Source organism: Pseudomonas sp. 18.1.10 (assembly GCF_024655625.1).
Lineage (GTDB): Bacteria > Pseudomonadota > Gammaproteobacteria > Pseudomonadales > Pseudomonadaceae > Aquipseudomonas.
Genome location: NZ_JANLGL010000170.1, coordinates 1 through 12114 on the forward strand (window position 1 = coordinate 1; position 12114 = coordinate 12114).

Below are 12114 nucleotides of genomic sequence, written 5' to 3' on the forward strand. Positions count from 1 at the left end.
GCAGTCTGTCAGTCACAGATGTGTTGCCTGATCCACCGTATTCGCGAGCAAGCCCGCTCCCACACAAGCCAGCTCCCACATTTGACCTCACTAGCTTCTGGATCAGTGTTGGGCTTTGTGATCCAGGGCCGCATAGAAATTGGCGCTCTGTTGCAGGTATTTCTGGGTGTAGGCGCTGGTGCTGGATTTTTTGCCGGTGAGTTCCACGCTGGCGGCAGCCGGCAAGGCCACGGTGGCGGAAACGGCGGAAGCAGCGATGATCGAGAAGAGATTGAAGTTCATGGCGGTAACCCTTGTGTTCGTTTGGTTGAGTGGCCGGGAAGGCCTTGGAACCAAACTTACGCCCGAGGGTTGAACCTTAGAAATGCTTTGAAACAGTAGCCGTTATCACTGCAATTAATAGAAAGGCTCAGGCCCCGCACTGCGGGGCCTGTGGCTTATTGACGCACCAAGAACTTCAGGTCGCTGGGGGCATCAATCGCCAATTTCTGCACGGTTTTACCCAGCAGGCCGGTCTTGGGGTCGCGTTCGACCACCACGATTTCGTTACTTTTCTGGTTGGCGATCAGCAAGAACCTGCCGCTCGGGTCCAGGCTGAACTCACGCGGGTGGTCGCCCTCTACGGAGCGGCGCTGCAGCTCCTTGAGGTGCGCGGTGGCAGGATCGATGCTGAACACCAGCAACTGGTTCGCCGTGCCACGGTTGCTCACATACAGGAACTTGCCGTCGCTGGACGCGTGCAGCGCCGCGCCGGCCTTGTCCGACACCGGCTGGCCGGCGGCGAAGTCCACTAGCTGGGTCTGGCTGAGCGTGCCGTCGTGGTAATCGAACACCGCGACCTGGGCGCTCATCTCGGTGGTCAGCCAGGCGTGCCTGCCATCGGCGCTGAACAGCAGATGCCGCGGGCCGCTGCCCGGGGGCAATGGCACCGACGCCGGGTTGGCCGGGGTCAGCGGCAGCTCGTGGTTGGCCTCGGGGGCGTAGTGGTAGGCAAACACCTTGTCCGCGCCCAGGTCCTGCACAAACACGTACTTGCCATCCGGCGACGACACCACCGAATGCACATGGTTGGACGCCTGGCGCTCTGGATTGACGCGACTGGCCGGGTGCCCGCTCAACTGCACGGGAGGCGACAGCTTGCCACTGGCATCCACCGGCAGGATCGCCAGGCTGCCGCCCGGATCTTCGAGGACCGAATAGTTGGCGACCAACAGATAGCGGCCATCAACGGACAGGCTGGAGTGAGTCGGTTCGTTGCCCAGGCTTTGTACCTGGTTAATCAGGGTCAGTTGATGATCGCCGGGGGCAATGCTGTAGCTGCTGACACGGCCGACCGGATCTTTCTGGCCCGGACCGTTCTCATTCACTACAAACAGATGCTTCTGATCCTTCGAAACAGTCAGCCAGGACGGGTTCGCGGCCTTGGCAGCCAATACTGGCGGGCCTTGGAACTTGCCGCTGCGGCTGTCGAACTGCAAGCGGTAGATGCCTTCGCTGGTGCCCGCGGTGTAGCTGCCCACCAACAGTTCATAGGTCTCGGCCGGCGCGGCCTGCACCGACATCGCCCCCACACTGCCTGCCATCAGCAGGGGCCAGAATTTACGCAACATCATCGGTGTCGTCCTCGTCGTCATTGTTGCCGGTGAACGCGCTCAGGCAGATCAGGCGGTGTTCGCCCGAATCGCCGACGAGGGTCCAGCTTTGCAGGGCGTCGTCAAACGTCGCGGCCTGCACCTGTTCCAGGCTGAAACTCCAGCGTTTTTCAGCACGGCCGTCCATGGCGGTAATCAGCAACTTCTGCGCGTCGAGGCTGAAGTCGAATGCGTGCAGGCCATCGATTTCAAGCATGTCGCTGGTGGCAAGGACGGTGGTCAGGGTGTCGGCAGTCATGGCAGTCAATCATCTACGGGAAAGCGCCAATGATAGCCCAGCAACGGCGATGGAGCGTCGCTTTCGATGGGCGGGCAGCGACAAACACGCCGAAACAGACCGGCAGACCCCGCGCCGATCAAGGCGTGCGACCTGATGACAAACGCACCGCGAAACAGTTGATAACGCATTGCCGACATCGACGGGCAAGCGGGCAGGTATTTTTCCCGGCGTACGTTTTGTCCCACACGCAAAGGAAGGCCTCGCATGCTCTCGGTAAGAAATACGCGCAACGTTTACACCGTCTCCCTGCCCGTCGAGTCACCGCCGCCCGCCGTGACCCGCTCAGTGCCCGCAAACGACACCCCGGCCCCATCCCGCTCCACGGGATCACAGGGAATCCCGGGGCCCACAGCCCTTCAACGCCAGCTAACCTCCCCACTCCAGCCAGGTGCGGCCGCTGCGGTGCACAACCGGGTAGCTGCGCATTTCGCCAATCGCCCCAGCGTACGTTCGGTGGTTGCCGGGCTCCTGGCCGAAGCGCTCAAGGTCCAGCACCCCACCTTGAACATCGATATCGCCAACACGGCCCTGGCCGTGCCAGTCCAGGCCGGCACAACCCAATATGCACTGACGCCCCTGCTGGACCTGGCGCTGGAGCATCTGGCATCGGGCACCGAGCTGGATTTTTCCGACCGCTTCGGCCAGCCCTGCAAGTGGATCGACACCACCCACTACAACTTCCTCAGCGTCAAGGATGATGGGAGCCAGCCAACACGGCCCCTGGACATGCAAGCGGTCGAGCTGGCCATTCGCACCCTGCGCCCCAATCTGAAGACCGCCTTTGCCGAAGCACTGACGGCCTATTGGGACCAGGACGCCTTTACCCCAACACCCAGCGGCGCGCGCACCAGCCACTGGTCGTGGCTCGGCGACACCCTGCGCAACACGCTGCGCATCGCCGGTCTCCAGCAACCGGGCCTGAATGACCTGCAACGCCAGACGCTCGACCAGGTCACGCGCTATCCCGACGCCACGGAGCGGGCAAGCGCCCTCGGTACCCCGGCAGCCAAGGTGTATGCGCTGGAGTCGAGCCTGAGCATGGGCGATACCACTTCCCAGGTGCTCAGCCCGGACCTGCTGATTACCCGCGAAGTCGACGGCCGCCAGATCGTGCTTCACGCCTCGGCCGCCGGCGTGGTGACGCCTTACGATTCCCTCGAGGCCTTTGCCACCGCATGGCAACGCCAGCTCAGCGAACAGTTCGTGTTCGAGCGGTTGGACTGGAAGCGCGTGGAACTCACAGGCCCGGTGTTTGCAACCCAGGCGGCCCTCCTTCTCAACGGACAATTGCAAAACCTGGAGGCCATACAACTGCCCGCCAGCGCCAGCGTCGAAGCCCTGGAGCAACTGTTCGCCCAAGCCAGCGCCACGGCCCCGGCATTCATCGGCGCCCAGGGCCCAACCGCCACCACGCTTGAGCACATGGCCCGCAACATGCCAGCCTGGCTCACCCAAGCCAGCGAAGCCGAGCGTTTTGCCTACCAGCAACACACCCTGGCACTGGCCAGCAGTGTGCAGCGCAATCACGGGCGTACGTTTCTCACGGACATACCGGACATCCGCACCTATGCCGAACAACAACTCGACGCCCGCCTGGCGGCCAAGGGCTATAAGGCCAACGACCTGGAGATCACTTTCAAGGTAGCGGTGGGCACCCTGGGGAGTGGCTACATCGAGCCGGTCAAGATGAGCCTGGTGCAGATGGCCCTGGAAAACCTCGCCGGGCTGCCCAAAGGCCAGATGGATATTCGCCTGCGCGGCCAACCGGTCAATGACCCCACACTGGCCCAGCACCTCAAGGACCTGATTAGCGAGGTCGATATCGGCAAGCACTACCCTGCCTTGCTGGAACAGCATCTACTGAGTGACAGCGCCCCCTCAAGGGCACGCCTGGCATTGTTCATCGAACAGGTGCCCATCCAGCTCGCCATGCAGGCCAGCGAGCTCAAACTCAAGGGCCAGGCCGGCCTGACGGCACAAGGCGTACAGTTTGTCGAAGCGGTGACCCGCCCCGGCGCCGGCAGCCGCCAGGTCGATGGCATGGACCTCACCGTGCGCCCGCTGGCGTTCCTGCGCAAACCTGGGGCAACGCCGGATGTGGTCGAGAACATGTTTGTGATCGAGCCGAAAAGCGCCGAAAAAGGCCCGCACATCCTCTACCGCACCCAGCTCTCGCCGCCGTTGCAAGAGTTCGCCAGCCGCGCGGCCTTGCTGAGTGCGATCCAGCAACCCGGCCCGTTGCAGCAAAGCATCCTGGCCTGGCTGCCGGACGCCAAGACCCGTGCGGTGTATGGCAATGGCGGCTTTCACACGCCACACATCGCCCACTACAGTGTGTTCAACGAATTCGATGCCCCCGACACTCCGGGGCCGACCAGCCTGGCCGTCGATGGCTATAACGCGGCCGCCACACTGGCTCGCGACGTGGACAGCGGCGACCTGATGAAGCACCTGTTCAATGCCAATGCCCACAGCCTGGTCAACCTCGCCAAGGACCAATCGACGTCCGATGCCGAAAGCCGCTGGGCGTCCCACAAGGAACTCGGCTGGTTACTGTTCAATACACTGTTGCCGGTCTTGCAGGGGCCCGGCGCCATGGCCGGTTGGCTGGTGCAACTGACCAGCGTGGAGAACGATATCCAGCAGGCCAGCGACACCGCCAACCCCGACCCCACCGCCGCCATGGTGGATTTGCTGGTGAATGTGGGGACGTTGTTGAGCCATACCACGGCAAACGCAGTAAAGCCGCGCCCATTGGGCAGCATTCCCTTTACCGACCGCCCAGAAGTCAACGTGCCCCTGCACCGCGGTGGCGAAGCCAGCACCGGCCACCTCGCGACAATCCATCAGGCCGCTGTCGGCACGGCCTTGGACGCTGTTTCAACGCCTTTCGATTTCGCCTTTTCCAGCGCCGGCGTGCTCACGCCCGCACAGCGTGCGCATATTCAAAGCTTCAGCGTGCCGACGCCCGCCGGGCATCCAACGCCCATCACCAGCGGCCAGTTGAAAGGCCTGTATTCCATTGCAGGCAAACTGCACGCCCGCATCGACGGCCACTGGTACCGGTTGGCGCGAGATCTGGATGGCCTGTTTGTCATCGATGAGCAGGACAAGGCTCGTACAGGGCCACCGCTGAAAGTCGATACTCAAGGCCTTTGGCAGTTTGATCCAAGCCCGAAACTGAAAGGCGGCATGCCCCGTACCACCGCTCGCAGGCAAGCCGCGGTTGACCGGAATGTCGAAGCCACCAAGGCCATGCTCGCCAAGTACGCCGATGAATTGGTCGCAGCGCAACCCGTGGCCATTGCCACCGAAACGGCCGATATGCAGCTGGTAGAGACCGAACGGGCGTTGCACCAGTCCAACAAAAAACTGCGCACGCTATGGGGCCTGGCCAACAACAACGAGCGGGGTGGTGAATTCAGTGATCGATACCAGGCGGAACTGACACGCAACACCCAGTTACTGGCGTTACAACGCACGCGCTTCACCCTTTACGAACAACAGATCGACAGGCTCACCCTCCTGCGCAAAAACGCAATCAAGGCACTGACACCCGAAACGCCCGCCATGGACTTCAACATCTTCAAGGAAAGGCGCTCCCAGGCGTACGAGGAAATCGCAGAAACCCTGCGCTCGCTCAACACGGATTACCTGTATATCGGCGAGGAGCTTTCCCATGCCAGCACCGGCGAACCCCTGAACGACCTCATCGAGCGAACCCGCATCAATGCGCCGGGGGCGTATGCGCAGATGATTCAGAGCCTGAGTGAACGGGTCGAAAACATCGATCATCTCATTCGTCTGTCCGACACCTACTCCCGACTATTGGATGAGTGGAAAAACGACTCGACTTACGCCAAGAAACAGGCCGAAGCTTTTATCAGGACAACCGATCAACCCCCCGAGAATCAGGCGCTGTTCGCCCGACTGGAACGCATGAGCACACTGCGCGAGCTCAGCATTGACCGCAGCACCAATACAGAGTCGCCGCAAGAAGAGTTCCTGATTGGTCGCTTCAACCGAGCCGATCTCAATACCATCGCCACCTCTCACATCGAACTGCAAGAACATGAGGGTTATACGGCGGACGAACGCATCGCGGTACTCAGCAGCCTGATTGACCAATACAAGGGAGAACTGAGCAACTTCCAGGCGTTGCAGGGGATGGGGTCGAAACGGCTCAGGCCGGTTTACAGCGAGCGTTTTGCCGAGGCCCTCAGCCAAGTTATCAGCCAGGCACAGGCAGAGCTGGCTGACCTTATTCGCGAGGAGCAACACCTTTCACCTACCGTGCAGAGGCGTAAAGACCGGCCGCGCAAGACGCAGAACAAAAAAGTCTTCAAGACCCGTGACAAGCAAACCCTTGTCGGTACGCTGCGCGCGCCAACGCCCAGTCAGGACATTCAAATCATCGATGTGCTCGACCCGCGAACCGGTCAACCGGTTGCCAGCTACGCTTGGGAAGCCAACGATGGCGAATGGGTACAGATCGTTCGTAATGACCCGGTCAAGCCGGCGCCAGCGCCGGTGGTCAAGCCACTCGCAACCTATACCCGCGACGCGCAAAAGCTGATGGATGGACAGGCCGAGATCGAAAGCAGCATTCAGTACCAGAAAAAGAAGCTGGATGACCCCGCCCGCCGTGAAAGCGTGAGCCCCAGTGACTGGAGCGACATGCTGGAAAACCAGGCCCGGAACCTGGACCTGCTCGCGCAACAGGCCGAGGCCAGCCATGGCGATAACCGCGAAACCGCGCCGTTGCTCGCCCAGTGGCGCAACGCGGCCAACGACATGCGCCAGCGCGCGATCATGCATCGCTGCGACGGTTACCTTCGCCAGGCGCCGCGCCCGGAAAACATCGACTACCTAGTGAAGCACGGGCGTGTCGATATCAGCCTGGTTGTCCGGGGCAAGCCGCTCAAGAGCAAGGACTTCCTCACCGAGTATGCGGTGCGCGAGAAAAACGGCCCGACCGTTCTTTGGTATGCGCACTTCCACTACCCAACCCTGGGCACCCCGCGCGAAGCCTACAGCGCGGCACACCTCAAGCTGCCCGAACAACGCTACCTCACCCAAAAGGACTTGGTGACCCAAGCCGGAAGAGATGACAAGCGCATCGACAGCATCGTGCGCGCGAAAATCAAGCCACCGCTGGACATGAAACTGTTCCCGGGACTGTGACCTGAAAGACAACGGGGGAAGCCCAATGGCTTCCCCCGTTATGTTTCAGCCAACCCACTTCGTGGCTCAGTGGGCAAACAACGAATTGCCCTTCTGCCCCGCCAGCTTCTCGGGTTTGATAAGGAACCGTGCCAGTGCCGGCAACAGCCACAGTGCACCGAACATGTTCCACAGCAACATGAAGGTCAGCATCAGGCCCATGTCGGCCTGGAACTTGATCGCCGAGAAGATCCAGGTGCACACGCCGATCGCCAGGCACAAGCCGGTGAACAGCACGGCTTTACCGGTGGACTTGAGCGTCTGGTAATACGCCTCTTGCAGTGGCAACCCGGCACGCAGGAAGCTTTCCAGGCGGCTGTAGATATAGATGCCGTAGTCCACGCCAATCCCCACACCCAGGGCGACCACCGGCAAGGTCGCCACCTTGACGCCGATGCCCATGAACGCCATCAACGCGTTGCCCAGCACCGACGTCAGCACCAGCGGCAGCACGATGCACAGGGTCGCGGCCCACGAGCGGAAGGTAATCATGCACATGGTCGCCACGCACAGGTACACCAGGATCAGGATGGTCAGTTCCGACTCCTTGATGACCTCGTTGGTCGCTGCTTCAATCCCGGCGTTACCGGCGGCGAGGATGAATTCCAGGCCGTCCTTGTTGTTCTCCTTGGCAAATTCCTGCACCGCATGCACCGCGCGGTCGAGGGTTTCGGCCTTGTGGTCGTTGAGGAACACCAACACCGGCGCCAGGGAGCAATTGTTGTTGTACAGGCCATCGGCGCGGGAGATCGAGCTGTTCAACACATCGGGGTTGCGCGACAGGGTTTCCCATTTCAGGTTGCCCTCGTTCATGCCCTTAATCATCTGCTTGGACACGGTCACCAACGAGATCGCCGACTGCACGCCCTCGGTGTTCTGCATCTTCCACATCAACTGGTCGATGGGCGCCATGGCTTCGTAACGCGAACAGCCCTCGGCAGCGGTCTTGACCATCACCACCAGCACGTCGGAACTGGTGGAGTAGTTGCTGATGATGAAGTTGTTGTCTTTGTTGTAGCGCGAATCGGGGCGCAGTTCCGGGGCGCCCTGATCGAGGTCGCCGATCTTCAGGTTCTGGCTGTACCAGAGGCCGCCACCAAAGGCGACCAGCGCCAGGGCGATGGAGATCGGGGCGACTTTCGGGCTGGCAAAGTTCGACAGCAGGCGCCAGAACGAGTGTTCGCGATTTGCGTCTTTCTTGCTCTTGGCGATGGCGCGTTTGCTGATGCCGACGTAGGAAATCGCCACCGGCAGCAGGATCAGGTTGGTAAACACGATCACGGCCACACCGATGGACGCACCGATGGCCAGTTCGCGGATCACGCCGATATCGATAATCAGCAGGGTAATAAAGCCCACCGCATCCGCCAGGATCGCGATCATCCCCGGCAGGAACAACTGGCGGAACGTGCGCCGCGCCGCCGTCAACGCGTTGTCGGCCTCGCTGGACTGCAAGGCGATACCGTTGATCTTCTGCACGCCGTGGGAAATACCAATGGCAAAGATCAGGAACGGCACCAGCATCGAATACGGGTCGAGGCCAAAGCCGAAAAAGTGCATCAGCCCCAGTTGCCAGATCACCGCCACCAGCGTCGTACTCAATACGGCGATGGTGCTGCGCAGGCAGTTGGTGAACCACAGCAGCAGGATCAGGGTAATGACGAACGCAATGCCGAAGAACATCACCACCATCACCAGGCCATCGATCAGGTCACCGACCTTCTTGGCAAAGCCGACGATGTGGATCTTGACGTTGGGGTTCTGTGCCTCGAACTTGTCGCGGATCTTGTCTTCGAGTTCATGGGAGAACTTGCGATAGTCCAGGGCCAGCAACTTGCCCTGGTCTTGCGGGTCTGGATAGGCCTCCAGCAACGGAATATCGACGATGCTCGACTTGAAGTCGTTGGACACCAGGCGCCCGACCTGCCCGGACTTGAGCACGTTGTTGCGCAGTTGATCGAGGCTTTCCGGCGAGCCGTTGTAGCTCTGCGGGATCACCTCCCCGCCGGCAAAGCCTTCTTCGGTCACTTCGGTCCAGCGTACGCTGGGGCTCCACAGCGACTTGAGGCCCGAGCGATCGACGCCGGAGATGTAGAACACCTCATCGTTGATCTGCCGCAGGGTCTCCATGTATTCCTTCGTAAAGATGTCACCGTCCTTGGCTTCCACCGAGATCCGCACCGTGTTGCCCAGGTTCGCCAGGTCGTTGCGGTGCTCCATCATCTTCTCGATGAAGGGGTGCTTGAGGGGGATCATCTTTTCAAAGCTGGTGGACGGGCGAATCAACGTCGCCTGCCAAAACAGGAAAATGCTCACCAACAGGCAGATCACGATGACTGCCGGGCGGTTGTTGAAGATCAGGCGCTCAAGAAAGGTCGCTTTATCGTTGTGATGACTGCTCATTGAATCCCCGCCTTCTTATTATTTTGAGAGCTCTGCGCCGGCAACAGTGGCGACACGCACACCACCCTGCCCCGCGAGGATCAAATTGCCGTTGCCTGCCGCCGTCACGGCCGACAGTGAAATGCGGTCCGGGCGATTGAACACGCTGAAGGTCACCCCGTCGTCGTGACTGACCACCACACTGCCGCCATTGCCGACGACCACGAGGGAACCGTCCTCCAGCAACGTCGCGCCGGACAAGCCAAATTCCAGCGCGCCCCGCGCCGCCTTGAGTTCGACCTGCTCCCAGGTCGTGCCGAAATCCGTGGAGCGGTACAGGTTGCCACGCAAGCCGTAGGCCAGCAGGGTTTGCGGCTGCGCCGTGCTGATGACGCCAAACAGCGAGCCCTCGTAAGGGCCTTCGAGTTTTTCCCAGGTCTGGCCGTCATCGCTGGAGCGGAACATGCTGCCCTGCTCACCGACGATAAACAGGCCGGCGTCCTTGATAAAGGCGATGGCGTTGAGGTGGAACTGGTCTTCGTTGTCGAGGCGGTCGCTGACATCGGCCCAGGTCTTGCCGCCGTCGGTGGTTTCGATCAGCGCACCGTAGGCGCCCACGGCCAGGCCGTGGCTGGCGTTGTTGAACCAGATATCCAGCAGCGGCGATTCGCGCTTGAGGTCTTGGTACTGCTGGGTCCAGGTGGCGCCGCCGTCGGTGCTGGCGAGGATTTGCGCATCGTGGCCGACGGCCCAGCCTTGTTTGTCATCGACGAAAAACACCGCCGTGAGCAACTGCCGGGTGGGGACCTTGGCTTGTGTCCAGGTCGCGCCCTGGTCATCGGAATAGAGGATATGCCCACGATCACCGACCGCCACCAGGCGCTTGCCGGCATGCACCACGTCGATCATCAGGCCTTTGGTGGCCTTGGGCGATTCAATTGCAAACACCGCCGCGGCGGGGGTATCGCCAGCGGCCTGGGCGGCGGTCGGCAACGCGACGGCCCCAAACAGCGAGAGCGCTGTGGCCAGCAACGCAACCCTGCGTGCGGCGCGTGGGCGGCAAACAACCCAACCCATGACAGGCTCACTCATAGACCTTCTCCCATTTATTATTGTTAGGTCATCTCGCCTTCCCGGGCTCTGAAACCTGCAATCTAGAGCGCCTGGAGGAAGCAGGGGCCATCCTATCGGGCTTTCGAATCGTCTGACAATCGGCGCTACGTTATCTTTTGTTAACTGGCGGCATTTGGCCACGGGCTGAATATAGCTGCATTCGCCAGGGTGATTGCCCGCGCACTGATGAATTTTTATTCCATCTATTGAAATTAGGGAATTTTTATTCCATTAATAGCGCCTCTGACAACAATAATGCAAAGGACCACGGCTATGCGTGAACTCGGAATCGGCTTGATCGGCACAGGCTTCATGGGCCGCGCCCATGCCTTGGCGTTCAATAACGCCCGTGCGGTATTTGAACTGCCGGTACACCTCAAGCTGGCCGCCCTGGCCGACGCCGATACCGAACGCGCACAGCGCTGCGCCAAGGATTGGGGTTTTGCCCAGGCCTACGGCGACTGGCAAGCGCTAATCAACGACCCCAATGTCGATGTCGTGGCCATCACCACTCCCAACCACTTGCACTACCCCATGGCCATGGCCGCCATCGCGGCCGGCAAGGCGGTGTACTGCGAAAAACCCCTGGCCGTCAGCCTCGAACAGGCAGACGCCATGCGCCGTGCGGCCAGTGCCGCCAGTGTGGTGACGCGCGTGGGCTACAACTACCAGCACAACCCGATGATCGCGCTGGCCAAGCAGATGATTGCCCGGGGCGACCTCGGCGAGATCATCAGCTTCCAGGGGGAGTTCAGCGAAGATTTCATGGCCGATCCGGCTTCCCTTTGGTCGTGGCGCTGCGAAGTGGAGCATGCCGGGGGCGCCCTCGCGGACCTGGGCAGCCACTTGCTGTCGATGGCGCGCTACCTGGTGGGTGATGTGGTCAGTGTGTGCGCCGACACCCAGACCGTGCACCCCCAGCGCCCTGCCGTCAAAGGCAGCAGCGAGCACAAAGCCATCGCCGTGGATGACCAGGTACACGCCCTGCTGCGCTTTGCCAACGGCGCGCGCGGCACGGTCAGCAGCAGTTGGCTCAAGCATGGCTACAAGAACCACCTGAGTTTTGAAATCAGCGGGACCAAAGGCACGCTGGCCTTCGATCAGGAGCGCTTGAATGAACTGCAACTGTGCCGCGTTGGCCAGGACGGATTCCAGCGGCTGTTGGCCGGCCCGGCTCTACCGGGCTATGCGGCGTTCAGCCCGGCGGCGGGCCATCAGTTGGGGTACAACGAGTTGAAGACGCTGGAAGTGCAGGAACTGATTATGGCCGTGGCCGGCCAGGGTGCGGATGGCACCGACTTTGAAGCGGCATGGGCGGTTGAACAGTTGGCGACGGCGATTCGCATTGCCGCCAGCGAAGAACGCTGGGTCAAAGTGAGCACCGTTTAAAACCCAACGATAATCCCCTGTGGGAGCGGGCTTGCTCGCGAAGGCGGTGTGTCAGTCAGCACATGTAACAACTGA

The 12114-nt window shown here is 61.1% G+C and carries 7 protein-coding genes; 2 read left to right on the plus strand and 5 right to left on the minus strand.

Features of this window, described 5'->3' with window-relative positions; genetic code table 11:
• Window positions 1-102 precede the first annotated feature (102 nt).
• The 3 genes from NUV89_RS22595 to NUV89_RS22605 form a co-directional block, all read right to left on the minus strand.
• Window positions 103-282 carry a hypothetical protein gene (locus tag NUV89_RS22595; RefSeq protein WP_017739136.1) on the minus strand — a complete coding sequence of 60 codons (180 nt, stop codon included), beginning with the start codon at window positions 280-282 and terminating at the stop codon, window positions 103-105.
• Between the two features lie 155 nt (window positions 283-437).
• Window positions 438-1613 carry a lactonase family protein gene (locus NUV89_RS22600; protein WP_257783056.1) on the minus strand — a complete coding sequence of 392 codons (1176 nt, stop codon included), beginning with the start codon at window positions 1611-1613 and terminating at the stop codon, window positions 438-440.
• Window positions 1600-1890, minus strand: a complete 291-nt coding sequence (locus NUV89_RS22605; RefSeq protein WP_257783057.1) for a DUF5629 family protein — start codon at window positions 1888-1890, stop codon at window positions 1600-1602. Before NUV89_RS22605 ends, NUV89_RS22600 begins: the two co-directional genes overlap by 14 nt.
• A gap of 444 nt (window positions 1891-2334) precedes the next feature.
• Here NUV89_RS22605 and NUV89_RS22610 point away from each other — a divergent pair, with 444 nt between their 5' ends.
• Complete coding sequence (locus tag NUV89_RS22610; RefSeq protein ID WP_257783058.1) at window positions 2335-7116, plus strand: dermonecrotic toxin domain-containing protein; 4782 nt, start codon at window positions 2335-2337, stop codon at window positions 7114-7116.
• A gap of 66 nt (window positions 7117-7182) precedes the next feature.
• On the opposite strand, the gene NUV89_RS22615 is transcribed toward NUV89_RS22610, so the two are convergent.
• Window positions 7183-9558: an RND family transporter gene (locus NUV89_RS22615; protein ID WP_017739140.1), complete on the minus strand. Its 2376-nt coding sequence runs from the start codon at window positions 9556-9558 to the stop codon at window positions 7183-7185.
• Window positions 9559-9576: 18 nt separating this feature from the next.
• Window positions 9577-10614 (minus strand): YCF48-related protein, encoded by a 1038-nt coding sequence (locus tag NUV89_RS22620; RefSeq protein ID WP_257783060.1) that lies wholly within the window; start codon window positions 10612-10614, stop codon window positions 9577-9579.
• 309 nt (window positions 10615-10923) lie between these two features.
• On the opposite strand from NUV89_RS22620, the gene NUV89_RS22625 reads away from it, so the two are divergent.
• Entirely contained in the window at window positions 10924-12039 is a 1116-nt protein-coding gene (locus NUV89_RS22625) for a Gfo/Idh/MocA family protein (protein WP_257783059.1), read from the plus strand.
• Window positions 12040-12114: the final 75 nt, after the last annotated feature.

What these genes read in the sequence shown, in the direction of transcription:
- NUV89_RS22595 (WP_017739136.1), bottom strand. Translation starts at nt 282, where the DNA reads ATGAACTTCAATCTCTTCTCGATCATCGCTGCTTCCGCCGTTTCCGCC.
- NUV89_RS22600 (WP_257783056.1), bottom strand. Translation starts at nt 1,613, where the DNA reads ATGATGTTGCGTAAATTCTGGCCCCTGCTGATGGCAGGCAGTGTGGGG.
- NUV89_RS22605 (WP_257783057.1), bottom strand. Translation starts at nt 1,890, where the DNA reads ATGACTGCCGACACCCTGACCACCGTCCTTGCCACCAGCGACATGCTT.
- NUV89_RS22615 (WP_017739140.1), bottom strand. Translation starts at nt 9,558, where the DNA reads ATGAGCAGTCATCACAACGATAAAGCGACCTTTCTTGAGCGCCTGATC.
- NUV89_RS22620 (WP_257783060.1), bottom strand. Translation starts at nt 10,614, where the DNA reads ATGGGTTGGGTTGTTTGCCGCCCACGCGCCGCACGCAGGGTTGCGTTG.
- NUV89_RS22625 (WP_257783059.1), top strand. Translation starts at nt 10,924, where the DNA reads ATGCGTGAACTCGGAATCGGCTTGATCGGCACAGGCTTCATGGGCCGC.